A 16,136-nucleotide genomic window follows, 5' to 3' on the forward strand; every position below is an offset into this window, starting at 1 on the left:
GAGCCTGCCATGAACGTACTGATTAGCCCGCCTGGCTTGGTACGTCTTCCTCATCGTCTTTCAAGGGCGTGTTGTTGGTAACCGCGGTTTGACGTGCGTCCTGAGGGACATTGTAGAGGCGCGCATCAATCACATGCAGTACCGCTAATTGTGCAAACAGCACAGCAAAACAGATAATCAGGCCTTTGAGCATGGCGGCTTTCCATAAGGGCTCCCAATGAGCCTTATAGCTGCATATTAGTGCAACGCCGTACCAATACAATCGTTATTTTACGCGTAGCTTGCTCGGTGTTCGGAACTTGCCAGGATAGCCATCAGCCTAGCTGGCAAGGACCTTGCCAGATAATAGCCGGGGTGACCAGGGGCCTTCAATAAACCCCTGGTGCCCCCTTGGTAATGAAACTCAAGCGCACATTGGAAGGTAATGACTGGAGAACACAAAAAATTGTCAGAGGGCTCGTTGCTGGTGTTTATCGACCTGGCTCGGTTACTCTAATCATTCAATTTTTGAAGGATAATCGCATCAATGTTGGGATTCCTGCAGGGATTTTCCTATGGCCTCTTCATGACCTGCCTGCCCTGGTTACTGATCGGCCTGTACAACCCTGGCATAGCGCTCCCGGTGGCAACACAAGGGCGGCTGCAGGTCGTCTTCCGCTATTGTCTGGTCATCCCGTTCATCAGCATGCTGCTATGGCTGACCTCCCTTTGGGGTGGTTTCAGCCCCAGCCTGCTCGGCTGGTTGGCGGGCATCGTGGCCATCCCGGCGGCACTGCCCATAGAGCGAACGCTGCGCGGATGGCTTGCTCGCCGCCGTGAACGTCGCCGCGAGGCTCAAAGTATCGCCGAAGCGCAACGGCGCCGAGCCCAGGAAGAGCGCAAGGCCTATGAGGCTGGCGTATCGGTGCTCGATCCGGCAAGGCCACCCGAGGGCGCCGACGATCTTGTGTTGGCCATGTGCCGGGCCAAACAGAGCCTGGTGGATGTCAAACGCCCTGACCTGGCGATTCTCGCGGACCGTCTCTATAGCCGCTACCGTCATGTCATGGATGTCCTGAGCGGTCGCTTCCACACGGGTGAGCTGGCCTTTGAGCGCTCCCGTGGGCTGGTTACTCAGGTGTGTCTCGGCGCGGTGGATACACTGACGACCATGGCCTCCCAGGCTCGCGGCGTGGTCAGCGTGGATGGTCAATACGTCCGCGGTCGGCTGGAACGGGATGGCAATCGGCTAAGCGACGAGGAGCGTACCGCCCTGGTCCGTCGCCTCGACCTGCTGGTGGAGACCGAACACCGGCTCAATGAGCTTTCCGCCCGAATTGAATCGGCACTTACCGTGCTCGACGATACCGCCGTTTCCATGGCACGCATCGAAACAACGCGACCTCAAGCGTCCGTTACCACCGAAAAAGCGCTGGAAGATCTGCGCCGCTTCGTCGAAGGCGCCGATCGTTATGCACGCAAAGACTGATCCGGCAGCCATTGATACAGTAAAGTGTTCACGACGCTTCTTGATCACTCAGTTTTTATCCTCTGGAGACGCCCATGACTCAGCCATCGGATGACCAACCTCGCCTCTCATTGCCACCCGTGGACGAGATTGCCAGCCAATTGGGGGCGCATCAGGACGAGTCGCTTGAGCCTGAAAGGCAGGACATTGACCCCGAGCTCACGTCCATGGCTGACCGTTTTATAGAGGACATTCTTGGCGAGGGTGACGAAGCGTCGGCGGTTCGCCAGCGCCGTGCCGTGGACGAAATGGGCCTGGAACTTCAGCAGCAGGCTGCCCATCGCAGCGCCATGCTGCAAACACCGCTTCGCAAGCTGGCCCACCAGGGCGACGAAGGCGGGCCGGTTGCCAAGGCACTGAGCGACCTGCGAGGCCGCATGGAAGGTCTCGACCCCGCCCGTCATCGCCTGGCGCCCAGTGCACTGGACCGCGTGATGGCGATCATTCCCGGCGTCGACAGTCGCCTGCAGCGCTACTTTCGCAAGTTCGAGAATGCCCAGCAGGCCCTGGACGCGATCATCGAGGACCTGGAAGGTGGTCGCGATATGCTGCATCGTGACAACCTGACCTTGAGCGATGACCAGAAGGCGCTCAATGACATCCTCAGCGAGCTCAACCGCCAGATCGCGCTGGGCCGTTTGATCGACCAACGCCTTAAGGATGATGTTGCCGAGCGCGACACGCATGATCCGCGGCGTCAATTTATCGAAGAAGAACTGCTCTTTCCGCTTCGTCAACGCATTGTCGATCTTCAGCAGCAGTTGGCGGTGAGCCAGCAGGGTGTACTGGCGCTGGAAGTCATCATCCGCAACAACCGGGAATTGATGCGTGGCGTGGACAGGGCCATCAACGTGACGGTCTCGGCCCTCACTGTGGCAGTGACGGTCGCCATGGCGATGGCCAATCAGCGTCTGGTACTGGATCGTATCGAATCCCTCAACGCCACCACATCCCAGATGATCGGCGGTACCGCCAAGGCGCTACGCCAGCAAGGCGTGGACATCCAGAAGCGGGCCTCCTCGGCGATGCTCGACATGCAGGTGCTCGAGGAAGCGTTTGGCGAGGTGATGGGCGCAATCGACGACCTTTCAACCTATCGTCAGGAAGCGCTGCCCCGCCTGGATGAGCAAATAGACCGCCTCGCCGCTTTGTCAAAGCAGGGAAGCGCGTCTATCGAACGTCTACGAGAAGGTAATGAGGCGCAACCGAAGGACGGCCCGGCCGCCACCTGATGGGGCCGCGCCCTATAACGGCTACTTGAAACGCGAGGAAGCATCCCGGAAAGCCTTGCGCATCAATTCCCAGGAATCGTCCATGCCCTGGCGGACGGTATCCCAGGCCTCTTCGCTGGCATGGCGCAGTTCCTCAAGCCTTTGCTGAGTCTCCGCCTGGCGTTTCTTGAGTTGCTCGATATCCTCCTGGTACTTGACCCTGGCATCGTCACTGGCCTGGCGGGCCTGAGCAGTTAGCTTGTCGATCTCAGCATTCCACTCGTCGAGCTTGGCTTTCATTTCCTCGATAAATTCATCGCGTTGGCTCATGGCCATCCTCCCCTTGCGGTAATGGATCCGGAAAATGCTATCTCCGGTTTGCTGGAATCTTTTGATCGTCGAAAGGGGCTTAGGTTCGCCCCTTTTCGCTCGCTGATAGCTCCTCAGGCTTGGGTGGGTAAGTGCCTCCATTGATCCCCTTTCCGACAACATAGGAGTTGTTGGCCGATGGCGCCATGTGACGAAGAGTGCAGGCCCTTCTTCGGCTGGATTTATCTGTGTAATACTCGTTTGTGACGATGATCCCTCACTATCAACAAGCCGGAGTTTGTTCATGTCGCGTGCTATCGAAATTCCCGCCGCCGACGGTACCATCGATGCTCATATCTTCACGCCCGGGAACGCCAAAGGCCCCTTTCCGGCGGTTATTCTGTTCACGGATATCGGCGGTCTGCGCCCCTGCTATCACGAGAAAGCCCAGCAAATCGCCAGCAATGGCTATGCCGTATTGATGCCCAACGTCTACTATCGCGATGTAAGCGGCGCTGTCGTGCCGGAGGGCAAATCTTTCCGCGACCCTGACGTACGACCAACGTTATTAGCGTACGCAAAACATCTCACACCCGAGGCACAATCCCGTGACTTCGTTGCCCTTCTAGACGGCATCGATAACGCAGCCGAGTTCGGGAACGGCAGGATGGCGGTGGTTGGCTATTGCATGACGGGAGCCTTCGCACTGCGCATGGCGGCTGAACACCCCAACCGCGTGGCGGCGGCGGCCGGCTTTCATTCGGCTCGGTTGGCAGAAGCAGACGACCCTAACAGCCCCGTCCATGTAGTCGGCGACATTGAAGGGCGCGTCTATTTCGGTCATGCGGACCAAGACGAACTTTTGCCCCCGGAGCAGATCGCGCGCATGGACGCGGCGTTAGCCGCTGCTGGCGTGCACTTCACCACCGAGCTCTACAAAGGCGCTGCCCACGGCTTCACGGCCAAGGATGCCCCTTCCTTTAATGCAACCGCCAATGATTTGCACCACAAGCGCTTGGCCTTGCTCCTGGAAGAGACGCTTAATTAATGCAATTGAGCGACAGCGTACCCACTGTATGCGCACTAACGAAAGAGCATCTACCATTGAATCAAGTAAGGCGGTCCTCACTCTAATTAGGTGTTGACGTGCTCAAGGAGGAGGTTGAGCGCTCGGCATTATTGTCGATAAAAAACCTGATAAGGTAGCAATTTGTCTGAAAGTAAATTTCTCAACACCTGTCCGTAATGGGGCCTGTCGGGAAAATAACCATTAAACGATAAGGAAGTTTTGGCTTATGACACGACAGGCATCGAGTTGGATTTTGGGTATGAGGGAAAGAAAGACCTCAAAGTCCTATTTTCTGGTGTTTTTTTGCTGCATAGGGATATTGCTATCCGCGGGTACCTTGCTCGTTAACTTTACCGGTGGCACACCAAACGAGAATGCCCACTTCATGTATGTGCCTATTTTTCTGGCTGCCGCCATTTACGGTGTCGTGGGAGGCGTGGTTACCGGATTATTCGCAGGGCTGATGCTGGGGCCCGTTATTGGTGGAAACATGGACAGCCTCAATACGATCATGACCACCTGGGGCGTACGCACTCTCTGGTTCGTAGCAATTGGAGCCTGCTCCGGATTATTGATCCAGTTGATTAATTTCCTGAGCAATGAGCAACGCAAAAAAGTGTTACATGATCCTTCAACAGGACTGCCCAACCAGGCCGCTTTGATTGAAGATCTTGCCGCTCAAATCACACCTGAATCTATCAAGAAGACGCCCATTGCTGTCGTCCTGATTCGCGCCACGGACCACAGTGAGTTTGTCGAGGTATTTGGTATTGAAGAAGGTGATCGAATTATTGACACGGTCAGCCAGCAACTAACTCAATCTTGCCCCGAGGTTCAGAAAAGTTACCGTTTCGGCACTTCAGAGTTAGCCCTGATCGTTGATTCTAAAAATGATGAAGATCTCGAACGTGTTTCTCATTTATTGCATGCTGCCGCCTCGGCAACCTTCATGGTCGATGATTTACCAGTTCGAATCGAGCCGGCGCTTGGGTTCGGGCATGGACATAATGAGAGAGACGTAACGCGCCACCCTCTGGAAATCGTTCGACGAGCCCGCGTAGCCCTTGAAAAAGCCGTGATTCTGGAACGGCAAATGATGAGCTACGAGCCGGATTTTGATACAGCTAATCGAGATTCGCTTGAGCTGATTGCCCGCGCAGAGAAGGGACTTCATGCCGGTGAGTTCGAGCTCCACTACCAACCCAAAGTGCGACTGACCGACCGTCACCTTGCCGGTGTGGAAGCCTTGATACGCTGGCGGCGCCCCGATGGAGAAATAGTGCCACCAGGCATGTTCATGCCCAAACTCGAGAGAACCAGCTTGATCGACGCCTTCAGCCTATTCGTCATCCAGACCGGCATTGAATATGCCCGTTCCGGACTGCTGGTACCGGTCAGTATCAACCTCACCCCACGCAACCTGACGAACGGTAGTCTGGTCGACGCCTTGATTGAAAGCCTGCGTGAATCAGGCGTACCGCCGGAGCACTTCGAAGTCGAAATAACAGAATCGGGGCTGATGCAGGAACCGGAGTCTACAATCCGGGGGCTTAACCGCCTCAGAGATCAAGGTATCGCCGTGAGTATCGACGATTTCGGCACGGGCTATGCTTCTTTTGCCTACCTGCGCAAGCTACCGGTCACGGGACTGAAAATCGACCGGGAATTTATCAGGCTACTCGAAGACGATGCCAAGACACGTCGTCTTGTGCTTACAATGATTGAAGCAGGCCATGCCCTTGATCTTAGTGTCACCGCTGAAGGTATAGAAACTGAGGAACAGGCGAAGCTTCTCACGGAGTTCGGTTGCGATCTCGGCCAGGGATTTCTCTGGAGCCCGGCGCTGGAGGCAAGTGTGCTTCGCGAGCGTATGGCCTCGCCAGCTTTCAATCATTTCTCGACGAATAAATGGCCGGCATGACCCCTGTGATTAGACGAATCGATATACTGGGTCAAGCATTTCTATCTTTCATCCCTCCTCTTCTTCCTTGACGTACATTACCACTCGGTTCCTGCCTTTACGCTTACCACTGTAAAGCATCTGATCAGCTCGCGAGATCAGGGTCTCGAGGTCGATGTCCTCGGTGTGCGCTATCGCGATGCCGATCGTCACGCTTGGGCATAGCGTTTCCATTTCTTTCTGTAACGGCAGATCCGCGACCTGTTGTTTCAGTCTTTCTGCCACCATTTGCGCGTCTTCAGGACTGATATTCGGAAGGGCCACTACAAATTCTTCACCGCCAAAACGCCCTATCACATCCGTGGGGCGAAGGCATTCCGCACAGACCTCTGCAATCTTGGTTAGAACCCAATCCCCACGACGATGGCCCCAGGTGTCGTTGATGGCTTTGAAGTGGTCCACATCAATCATGAAAAAGCCGAACGGCACCTTTTCCCGTTGCGAGTGTTGCAGCAGCTTTTCAGCCAATTTCATGAAATGACCGCGATTATTGAGTCCCGTCAGGGCATCCCTCTCGGCCACTACACGCAACTGCGTTTCCAGTGATTTGCGGTGCGCGATTTCCTCATGCAACTGCTGATTTTGATCGCGCTCTTCGTGAAGCAACGCAAACTGCTTGCGCTGTAGGCTCTCCAGGCGCAGCAAGGCACAGAACCCCACCACGTTGGCCATAATCAACAGCAGCGCAATACGAAGCATTGCCAAGGGGCCAATCTCTGCAAACAACCCGGCAAAGGCCAGAAACCCAATATTCAGATAGAGGCTGGCAAGCGTTGCCACCGTCAGCAGGTTGGGAATCAAAAGATAAAAAGCCATAGTGGCTACCACCACCGCTGTTACCTGAGTGGGAAGGCTCTCAGGGCGCAACGGGACAATCAAAATGATACCTGTCGCCAGTAGCCATAGCGGCAAAGCATGCAACCAGACTTTGCTGGAATAGCCGCCCCAGCGCCCGATAACGAAGGCCAGGAAAAGGCAGAGACCCACCACCCCGGTGCGCATAGCGAGCAGTAAATAAAATTCTCTGTTGATGCCGAGAAGGTAGTAATCCGAAATGGCAAACATGCCAAAGATCAACGCGGCCACCGTCAAGTAAAGGCAGGACTCAAACCGCACCCTAGATGCAATGGACCTGCGATACATTGACTCACTGCCACTTTCACAGAACTGACCGGTCAACCAATGCACCTGATAGTGCGCTTTTAGTGACGACAAGGCCCCATACTCCCCCCGAGTAAAACAATGATTTCTTCAGATATTGGCCAGCGGAACTCACTTCCCCAATCTTTAGCTGAGAAAACAGCTCATGCTCCCAAGCCCTGATGTTTTTCCATCCATCATGAATACCACAGGTGATGCACTTATGGCTTGAACTCAGGGGTCGGGAATTTCATCATTAACTTTAGCTTATTTACTCAACCTGCGTATTGCAGCGCACAGCCATAACTGGCGGGAACCCCAACTTCTGTGCATAAAATCCTATATCAATCTAACGGCCAGCTGATCATCGTCGTTTTTCAGCGTTAGCATGTTCGCACCAGTTCATGCCAACACCTCCCTGGCATTGATCAACGTTAGCCGCCCGGTTTGGAAGGCGCCGGTATCGATGTAGAAGACATTACCCAGCCACGTCGGTTGCTTGATGATCGTATGCCCGACCACCACGGCATCAATGCCGGTCACCGGCGTTTTGTCCATACGCTTGATGCGTGAGCGTCCCCACACAATTTGTTCTTTTTCGGCAGGGCCTGCATCTTCAATCATTGACCAGTCAGTGGGCGGCTCAGCATGAACAATGCCTACCTGCTGCCCCATCACTTCCACCTGGCGCGCATAGGGCAAATACGTCAACGCCTCGAAGAGTATTTGGCGGACTTCGGTCCGATTCTCTTTGCTCGCCCAGGTACCGCCGTTGATCATCCAAAGGCTTTCAGCGTTTCCACTCCTCTCAAGAGCCTCCAGCGCTAGCATTTCGTGATTACCGCGCACGCCGAAAAACCAGGGCTCGAAGGGAAGCGACAGGCACTTCAATGAATCAGCGCCCCGATCGATCAAGTCACCCACGCAAAACAGGCGGTCCTTTATCTTATCGAAATCCACACGAGCCATGGCCTCGATCAGCAAGTCGTACTGCCCATGAAGGTCGCCGACGATGAAGTCTCTTCCCGCGATGTTCTTTCCGTGTTTTTGAATCAAGCTCATTGTGATAGCTCCTGGTTGCAGCAGGATGCTCAGAGGCCCCGAGAAGCGAGATTGCTAAACGGCCTAAGATACAATTTGGACACAGTGAAAGACCGGTGCATTTAGCAGAAGGGTTATTGAGCAGGAAACGGAAGACCTAGAAACGCAAAAGGCCCCGTCATAACGGGGCCTTTAAAGCAAGGTGGCGGAGGGACAGGGATTCGAACCCTGGAAAGGCTATTAACCTTTGCCGGTTTTCAAGACCGGTGCATTCAACCGCTCTGCCATCCCTCCGGCTTACGGCTGCATATACTACCAGCTTTTCCTTGGAAGTCAATGTCTTTAGTACAGCCTTAGCCCGACCCGAGTAATTTTTCCGCCTTGCATATCGCTGACTACCCAATGAATGCCATGCCAGTCCACATCGTCACCCACCACAGGGTGACCGCCTACGCGGAGCGATACAAACTCGGCCAGGGTCATGTCTTTCTCACCCGGGCTCAGTGTCAGGCCGTAAGCCTGGGCAATGTCCTGCATTTGGGCGCTGCCATCCAGCGTAAAGGTACCGAAGAAGGCACGCTCACGCTTGAGCTTTGAATCACCGTTGAAAAGGCGATTGAGCGCGTTCAGGTCTTCCGAACGGCCGATCACGCAAATGACATCGCCCAGCTTGAGCCGGGTGCTACCTTTCGGATGCAGCATGGCGTGTTCGCGGAATAGCGCCGAGATAAGCGCACCGGAGGGGAAACGCAGTAACCGGATGGGAACGTCTTCGAGGTCTTTGTTTTCAACCGAGTAGACAAACATCTCGTAGTCGTTTTCCGGCAATATACCCAGCGGGCCCCGTCGGTCTGGCGTAGTCCTTATGGGCACCTCCACTTTGAGCCAGCGAGCCATCACGGTCAGCGAGCCGCCCTGGATCAAAAGCGACATGAGCACCACCGCAAAGGCCACATTGAAGTAGAGCGAGGCGTTCTCCACGCCGTCGATCAAGGGAAAAATGGCCAGCACGATCGGCACCGCGCCGCGCAGGCCTACCCAGGCGATAAACCAGGTTTCCCGCCAGCGAAACTTGAAAAACGGCTTGATGGTAATCAAAACGGCCAGCGGGCGGGCAATGAAAATCAGAGCCAGTGCCACCAGGGAGGCGGGAAGCGCGACGTCCCAGAGCTCGCTGGGCGTTACCAGAAGCCCCAGCACCAGGAACAGGCCGATTTGGCTCAGCCATGCCAGACCATCGTGAACGGGCAGGATAAAATTGAGGTGGCGGCCCGGCTGGTTGCCAATCATCAGGCCCGCCAGGTAGATCGCCAAAAAGCCGCTGCCGCCCAGTACGCTGGTAAGGCCAAAGACACTGAAGCCCAGGGCAAGCGCTAGCATGGCGTAGAGGCCCGGCGCCAGGTCCAGCCAGCGTAACAGCTTGGCACTCAGCCAGCCGCCGCCAAGCCCCACCACCAGGCCGATACCGAATTGGGTAATGAAAAACAGTAGCGTATCGACAGGGCCGCCGATGTCACCCACCAGCAGCTCGACCAACATCAAGGTCAGGAAAATCGCCATCGGGTCGTTGGTGCCCGATTCGATTTCAAGCGTGGCCCCTACCCGCTCGTTGAGGTTGACGCCTCGTCCGCTTAGCATTGAAAAAACCGCGGCAGCGTCGGTGGAGCCGACAATGGCCCCGACCAGCAACCCCTCAGCGAGCGATAGATCGAACACCAGCATGGCAATGCCACCGACAATGGCGCTGGTGATAAAGACCCCGAAGGTAGCAAGCGAAAGCGCCGGTTTGAAGCCGACGCGGAAGGTTTTAAGGCGGGTTCGCAGGCCACCATCCAGTAGAATCATCGCCAGGGCTAGATGGCCGATGGTGAAAGCCATGTAGTAATCATCGAACTGGAGCCCTAGGAGTCCTTCTTCACCGGCGATCATACCCAGCGCAAGAAAGATCAGGAGCAGCGGAACCCCCATCATCGAGGAAAGACGGCTCGCCAGAATGCTGAGCGCCATCAAGGAACCGCCGACCAGGAAAAACGTGTAGATTGCGTCCATGACTCTCCGTCTCTGCTCAAGGCTCGCTCATTATCGCATGCCAGCGTTGAATTTACTGCGCCTCATGGGCTGACAAGGCGTAATTGAAGGCTGGTCAGATGATTAGCGTGCCAGATACACTTTGCTTTCTGTTACTGGGAGTGATTGATGATGCTGACCCGTTTGTGTCGCACTTGGTATGTTTTGCTGTCTATAAAAGTCGTTTTATTATTCGTAAGTTCAATGACATTCGCAAATGAGTCGGATGCTCAAAACCCGACCAGTGACAACCAGCTCGAACTCAACAGCAGCGTTGAGGTACCGCCCACCTGGTGGACGCCCAATATCGAGCCAGATGAGCCTCAGCAGGAGGCGCCGACGAAAGCCGTTACCCCAGCGCCTCCCCTTGAGCCGCCGCCCCTTGAACAGATCAGCATCATGCTGGACTGGTTTTTGAGCCCCAAGCACGCAGGGCTGATTGTGGCTCAGCAACGCGGGTTGTTTACCGCCCAGGGAATGGAGGTTGAGCTTCAAACACCGGCAGACCCAAGTGTCGTCTTGAAGCTATTAGCCGCCGATGAGGTCGACTTTGCCCTGAGTCGCCAGCCGTCGCTGCATCTCTATGCGCATGACGGCGCCCCCATCGTGCGTATCGCAACGCTGATCGAGACACCTCTAACGGCAGTGGTCGTATCAGGTGAGCTTGAGGACCCCATCAAGGATAAGCTTGCAAGGATGCGCTATGGCTACACCAGCCGTGAGGGCCGTGATCTGTTCATTCCTTACTTGATTCCCAAGGCACTCACCCAGGCAGGCAATGTCGCCCCCCCGGTTAATCTGCATTTTGACGCTCGGCGTGCCTTTGCCGACAAACAGGTGGACGCGGTCGTCGATGCACCCTTTCATTCATTGCCTGAACAACTGGCGGATGAAGGCATCAACACGCAAATCATACGTCACAGTGCACTGGATATTCCCCGCTACGACGGCTTGGTGCTGTTGGCCAACCGAGACGGAGCCACTCGCCGTGCCAAGACCTGGTCCCACATTGTGAAGGCCATAGAAGACGCACATTATTGGATATTGGAGAACCCGGATGCCGCCTGGGAATTACTGATCAGTGCCGAACCGGTGCTGGATAACCCCATCAATACGGCAAACTGGCAAGACCTGCTCAGGCGGATCGCGTTGTCGCCAGGCGCGGTGGACAATCGCCGCTATCAGGCATTTGAACAATTTCTTGTACAGCAAGGCCTCAGCGAGGAACCCTTGCCAGTGTCGCGCCTCGCCATCGACCCTCATGCCCTCTAGTCAGGGGCGTCAATCACCGATGAAAACGGCAAACGCAATTGGATGACACCCAGCGTCGTCAACGACCGGCACGGATTGATCCGGACATGCTCAGCCAGCTACCGCCTGGGCCTGGGGTGTACCTTTTCTATGGCCATAACCGGCTACCGCTTTACGTGGGTAAGAGTATCCGGCTGCGCGACCGCGTGCGGGACCATTTTCGGCGGGCCCGCCACGACCATAAAGCAATGAGGATGGTCGAGCAGATACAGCATATAGAGTGGGAAGAGACAGCCGGGGACCTTGGCGCCCAGCTACGTGAAGCCCAATTGGTCAAGTCGCTGCTACCGATCATGAACCGTCAATTACGTAAACAGCGCGACCTGACCACCTGGCATTGGCCCGCGGGGGCAACACGACCACAGCTGCTCAGCGGCGCGGCGCTTAATCAACCGACAGCGGGAGGATTCTTCGGCCTTTACCGTAATGCTTCCAGTGCCAAGGAGGCCTTGCGTGAGCTTGCCGAGGCGCATCAGCTTTGCTCCCAGGTACTGGGCCTGGAAGCGGGTAAAGGCCGTTGTTTTGGCAGCCAGATAGGTAAGTGCCGCGGCGCCTGTTGCGGGAGCGAAACGATCAGCGATCACACGCAGCGGGCGCAGGCAGCGTTGCAGCCCCTACAGGTCAACACCTGGCCGTGGCCGGGGCGTATTGCCATCAAGGAATCAACCCCGGGGCACAATGCAGCAGCCTGGCACGTGATAAATCAGTGGTGCTACCTGGGAAGTGCCGCAACCCTAGCCGCTGCCAAAAAGCTGGATGCCGCGTCGGCCAGCTTCGATATCGACAGCTATCGCATCCTGCAGCGTTTCTTGCGTCAACCTGATGAGCATGGCCTATCCATCAAGCCTCTATGAGCCAGCCTAGGAAATTTGCGCTGCCAAGAATGCGTCAACCGATTGCTGGAAGGCCTCGGGCTGGTCGGCATGCAACCAGTGCCCGGCTTGTTTGAGCGTCACGACCCGCGCAGTAGGGAGCACCTCCCGCAGCGCGGGCAACATGGCGTCGCTCACGTAGGGGGACTCATCGCCGCGTAGCACCAGCGTCGGACCGTTGTAAGGTGCCTCTCCCGACGGCAAGCCGATGATCGCCTCGTAATCCTGGCGAATGTAATCCAGCCCAACGCGCAATTTGAGCCCGCCCTGCTCGCTCCGCACCAGGTTAGTGGCTAGAAACAGCCGCGTCGGCCGGGAGTCGACGTGTTCCGCCAGCAGTTCATCCGCTTCGCGGCGATTAGCGGGCTGACCTTCCCTCACCCGCTCCAGCGCGGCAAAGACATCATCATGGCCGTGTTGGTAGGCCACTGGTGCAATGTCCGCCACCACCAGCGAGGCAACGCGATCAGGGTGTTGGCGCGCCAGGCTGATCGCCACTTTACCGCCCATGGAATGCCCCACCAGGTGAACCTGGGAGAGTCCGAGCTTGTCGAGCAATGCGACGACATCGGCGCTCATTTGGGCGTAGCTCATTCCCTCGGCATGGGGGGAACGGCCGTGGTTGCGCAAATCTACCGCAATCACCCGCCGTGAGGCCTGCCATACCTTGAGCTGTGAACGCCAGTTATCGGCGCTGCCGAGAAGTCCGTGGATAACCACCATGGGGGTCGCATCGGCGTGCGCATCCGAGGGCTGGTCCAGGTAGTGCAAATCTATTGGCAGGGCGTCACTCATCGGAGCTCCTCGTCACTTAATGGGAAATTAGGCAGTGCGCGGCGCAACGTCGGGCTGATCGGTCCAGACCACCAGGCGACGCGTCAACCAGGACAACAACAGGCCATACAGGGGCAGGAAAAACAGCAGACTGATGGCGAGCTTGATGGCGTAATCAACGGCGGCAATTTCCACCCAGTGAGTGGCCATGAAGGGATCCGGGCTCTGGTAAAAAGCGACCGAAAAAAACGCAAAGGTATCGGCCAGGTTGCCCAGCACGGTAGAAAACACCGGCGCGACCCACCATACCCACTGACGCAAACGGTCAAACACCTGCACGTCCAGTAGCTGACCAATAACGTAGGCCAAAAAGCTTGCCAGCGCGATACGCGCGACAAACAGATTGCCTTCACTCAATGCCCCCAGGCCTGCGAAACTTCCCTGCGGAAACACCACGGAGACCACATACGAGACGACCAGAGCAGGCAGCATGACGCGCAGAACAATGGCACGGGCGGGCCCCTTGCCAAACAGCCTGACGGTCAAGTCAGTGGCCAGAAAGATAAACGGAAAGCTGAATGCCCCCCAGGTGGTATGAAAGCCAAACAAAGTGAACGGAAGCTGAACCAGATAGTTACTGGCAGCGATGATACCAATGTGAAATGCCACCATGACGGCGAGGCAACGGCGGTGTTGAGTGTCGTTTAATACAAACATGCGGCTGGCCTTTTTGTGATAACGAGGGGTTAGGGAACCCTCAATGCATTGCGCACCCAGTGCGGCGAGAGGCGCATTATACGCCTTCTCGACCGCAATAAAAGTGGGCGGCGGTCAGCAAAGGCTAGGCGTGAGGTGGCGTTTCGTTCGCGCGACCGATCCGATGATCGCACATGGCGCGATGCACATCATCGACGCTGGTGGGGTCATCAATAGTGGAAGGAATGCCCACCTCCTGGCCATCGGCCAGGTTGCGCAACAACTTCCGCAAGATTTTTCCGGAGCGTGTCTTGGGCAGCCGGTCGACGACAATGACTTGCTTGAAGCAGGCCACCGGGCCAATTTGCTCGCGTACCCGAGCAATCAACGCTGCTTCGAGTGCTTCTTCACCTTCAGTGTAACCATCCTTGGGAATCACCAGGCCAACAGGCAACTGCCCTTTAAGATCATCATGGACACCAATGACCGCGCATTCAGCGACCGACGGATGTCCACCCACCACTTCTTCCATTTCACCGGTAGAAAGCCGGTGGCCTGCCACGTTAATCACATCGTCGGTGCGCCCCATGATGAACAGATAGCCCTGCTCATCAAAAAAGCCGCCGTCTCCAGTCAGGTAGTAGCCTGGGAAAGCTGCCATGTAGGCAGAGTGGAAACGCTTAGGATCTCCCCAAACCCCGGTTAAACAACCCGGGGGCATCGGCTGTTTGATAACCACACTGCCCTGTTCCATGGGGGCGGCTTGCTCGCCATCGCGGTTCAGCACCTGCACATTAAAACCCGGTACCGGCACGGTCGCCGACCCGGCTTTGGTGGGCATGGGTTCGATACCCGGCAGGTTGGCCGCAATGGGCCAGCCGGTTTCGGTTTGCCACCAGTGGTCGATAACCGGCACGTCGAGCAAGTCGTCCAGCCAATGATAGGTGGGCGGATCGAGCCTTTCGCCCGCCACATAAAGGTGCTTCAGACTGCTGATGTCGTACTTTGCAAGCCATTGGGCATCCGGATCTTCCTTTTTGATCGCGCGAAAGGCCGTGGGCGCACTGAAGAAACTGGTAACGTTATATTTCTCGATGAGGCGCCAAAAACTCCCCGCATCGGGCGTTTTGACCGGTTTGCCTTCGTAAAGAACCGTGCTGCAACCGTGTAATAATGGGCCATAAACAATATAGGAATGGCCGACGACCCAGCCAACATCTGAGGCGGTAAAGAACACGTCCCCCGGTGCTAGGGCATAAATCGCCTCCATCGAGTAGGCAAGGGCCACCGCATAACCAGCGGTGTCGCGCACAATGCCTTTGGGCTTCCCCGTTGTGCCTGACGTATAGAGCACATAAAGCGGATCGGTGCCCTTTACCGGCACACACTCGGCCGGGGTTGCCTGGCTGACAAGGGTTTCCCAGTCGTATTCCCGTTCGTTGAACTCGACGTCACACTCCGCGCGGACTTTGATAATGCAGGCATCAGGCCGATGCGGGCTTAATGCCAGGGCCTCATCGATGATCGGCTTGTAGGCCACGACCTTGCTTCCCTCGATACCGCAGGAGGCCGCGACGACGACTTTCGGCGCGGCGTCTTCGATACGCGCGGCCAGTTCATGGGGAGCGAAGCCGCCAAATACAACCGAATGAATCGCCCCTAGCCGGGCGCAGGCGTACATGGCCACCACCGCTTCCGGAATCATCGGCATGTAGATGACCACCCGGTCGCCTTTTTCAACACCTAGCTGCTGGAGACCACCGGCAAACGCCGCCACCCGCTCCAGTAACTGACGATAGGTAATGGTTTGCTGGGTTTGCGTCACCGGCGAGTCCCAGAAAATAGCGGCCTGCTCCCCTCGCCCCTGATCCACATGGTAGTCCAGGGCCGCGTGGCAAAGGTTCATCTCACCATCGGCAAACCACCGCGCATGCTGCTGATCATCGTAGGTCATTATCGTCTTGGGCGGCATCATCCAGGGAATCCGCTTGGCCTGTTCGGCCCAAAACTGTTCTGGCTGCTCAATGGATTGCTGGTAAATCTGCGGGTAGCGGCGCATGAAAACACCTTTCATTCTTGTGATTGGAAAATGCTTTGAGGATTGTTGACACTGTATGCACTAAGTCAACGCTTTTCTGTAAGACCATGGGCTACCCGCCGACAGACAGTTTTCGGCATG

The 16,136-nt window shown here is 56.3% G+C and carries 14 protein-coding genes and 1 tRNA gene; 6 read left to right on the forward strand and 9 right to left on the reverse strand.

The window, feature by feature from the left end; translation table 11 throughout:
- Positions 1-22 precede the first annotated feature (22 nt).
- Positions 23-193: a hypothetical protein gene (locus BMX75_RS18085; RefSeq protein WP_175474736.1), complete on the reverse strand. Its 171-nt coding sequence runs from the start codon at positions 191-193 to the stop codon at positions 23-25.
- Between the two features lie 333 nt (positions 194-526).
- Between BMX75_RS18085 and BMX75_RS12765 the strand changes: the two genes are divergently transcribed.
- Positions 527-1,468 (forward strand): cobyrinic acid a,c-diamide synthase, encoded by a 942-nt coding sequence (locus BMX75_RS12765; RefSeq protein ID WP_092828504.1) that lies wholly within the window; start codon positions 527-529, stop codon positions 1,466-1,468.
- 74 nt (positions 1,469-1,542) lie between these two features.
- On the forward strand, positions 1,543-2,739 hold the full coding sequence (locus BMX75_RS12770) for a toxic anion resistance protein (protein ID WP_092828506.1): 1,197 nt from the start codon (positions 1,543-1,545) through the stop codon (positions 2,737-2,739).
- Positions 2,740-2,760: 21 nt separating this feature from the next.
- Here BMX75_RS12770 and BMX75_RS12775 read toward each other — a convergent pair whose 3' ends face one another.
- Positions 2,761-3,048, reverse strand: coding sequence for a sll1863 family stress response protein (locus BMX75_RS12775; protein WP_092828643.1), 288 nt, complete (start codon positions 3,046-3,048; stop codon positions 2,761-2,763).
- Between the two features lie 283 nt (positions 3,049-3,331).
- Between BMX75_RS12775 and BMX75_RS12780 the strand changes: the two genes are divergently transcribed.
- Together BMX75_RS12780 and BMX75_RS12785 are read left to right on the forward strand one after the other, a co-directional pair.
- Positions 3,332-4,075 (forward strand): dienelactone hydrolase family protein, encoded by a 744-nt coding sequence (locus BMX75_RS12780; protein WP_092828508.1) that lies wholly within the window; start codon positions 3,332-3,334, stop codon positions 4,073-4,075.
- A gap of 247 nt (positions 4,076-4,322) precedes the next feature.
- Positions 4,323-6,017 (forward strand): putative bifunctional diguanylate cyclase/phosphodiesterase, encoded by a 1,695-nt coding sequence (locus tag BMX75_RS12785; protein WP_092828510.1) that lies wholly within the window; start codon positions 4,323-4,325, stop codon positions 6,015-6,017.
- Positions 6,018-6,065: 48 nt separating this feature from the next.
- On the opposite strand, the gene BMX75_RS12790 is transcribed toward BMX75_RS12785, so the two are convergent.
- The 4 genes from BMX75_RS12790 to BMX75_RS12805 form a co-directional block, all read right to left on the reverse strand.
- Positions 6,066-7,121 carry a GGDEF domain-containing protein gene (locus BMX75_RS12790; RefSeq protein ID WP_245748543.1) on the reverse strand — a complete coding sequence of 352 codons (1,056 nt, stop codon included), beginning with the start codon at positions 7,119-7,121 and terminating at the stop codon, positions 6,066-6,068.
- A 477-nt stretch (positions 7,122-7,598) separates the two neighbouring features.
- Positions 7,599-8,258 carry a metallophosphoesterase gene (locus BMX75_RS12795; protein ID WP_092828514.1) on the reverse strand — a complete coding sequence of 220 codons (660 nt, stop codon included), beginning with the start codon at positions 8,256-8,258 and terminating at the stop codon, positions 7,599-7,601.
- A gap of 182 nt (positions 8,259-8,440) precedes the next feature.
- A tRNA-Ser gene (locus tag BMX75_RS12800) sits at positions 8,441-8,531 on the reverse strand.
- Between the two features lie 48 nt (positions 8,532-8,579).
- Positions 8,580-10,286 carry a potassium/proton antiporter gene (locus BMX75_RS12805; protein ID WP_092828516.1) on the reverse strand — a complete coding sequence of 569 codons (1,707 nt, stop codon included), beginning with the start codon at positions 10,284-10,286 and terminating at the stop codon, positions 8,580-8,582.
- Between the two features lie 222 nt (positions 10,287-10,508).
- Between BMX75_RS12805 and BMX75_RS12810 the strand changes: the two genes are divergently transcribed.
- Complete coding sequence (locus BMX75_RS12810; RefSeq protein WP_245748544.1) at positions 10,509-11,576, forward strand: ABC transporter substrate-binding protein; 1,068 nt, start codon at positions 10,509-10,511, stop codon at positions 11,574-11,576.
- Between the two features lie 38 nt (positions 11,577-11,614).
- Positions 11,615-12,469 carry a GIY-YIG nuclease family protein gene (locus tag BMX75_RS12815; RefSeq protein ID WP_245748545.1) on the forward strand — a complete coding sequence of 285 codons (855 nt, stop codon included), beginning with the start codon at positions 11,615-11,617 and terminating at the stop codon, positions 12,467-12,469.
- A gap of 6 nt (positions 12,470-12,475) precedes the next feature.
- Here BMX75_RS12815 and BMX75_RS12820 read toward each other — a convergent pair whose 3' ends face one another.
- From BMX75_RS12820 to BMX75_RS12830, 3 genes are all read right to left on the reverse strand, one after another.
- Complete coding sequence (locus BMX75_RS12820; protein WP_092828520.1) at positions 12,476-13,282, reverse strand: alpha/beta fold hydrolase; 807 nt, start codon at positions 13,280-13,282, stop codon at positions 12,476-12,478.
- A 27-nt stretch (positions 13,283-13,309) separates the two neighbouring features.
- Positions 13,310-13,978, reverse strand: coding sequence for a 7-cyano-7-deazaguanine/7-aminomethyl-7-deazaguanine transporter (locus BMX75_RS12825; protein WP_092828522.1), 669 nt, complete (start codon positions 13,976-13,978; stop codon positions 13,310-13,312).
- A 124-nt stretch (positions 13,979-14,102) separates the two neighbouring features.
- The gene (locus BMX75_RS12830) at positions 14,103-16,016 is read right to left on the reverse strand and encodes a propionyl-CoA synthetase (RefSeq protein ID WP_092828524.1); all 1,914 of its coding nucleotides are present in this window, start codon (positions 16,014-16,016) and stop codon (positions 14,103-14,105) included.
- Positions 16,017-16,136: the final 120 nt, after the last annotated feature.

Origin of the sequence: Vreelandella subterranea, from assembly GCF_900111305.1 — a bacterium.
Lineage (GTDB): Bacteria > Pseudomonadota > Gammaproteobacteria > Pseudomonadales > Halomonadaceae > Vreelandella > Vreelandella subterranea.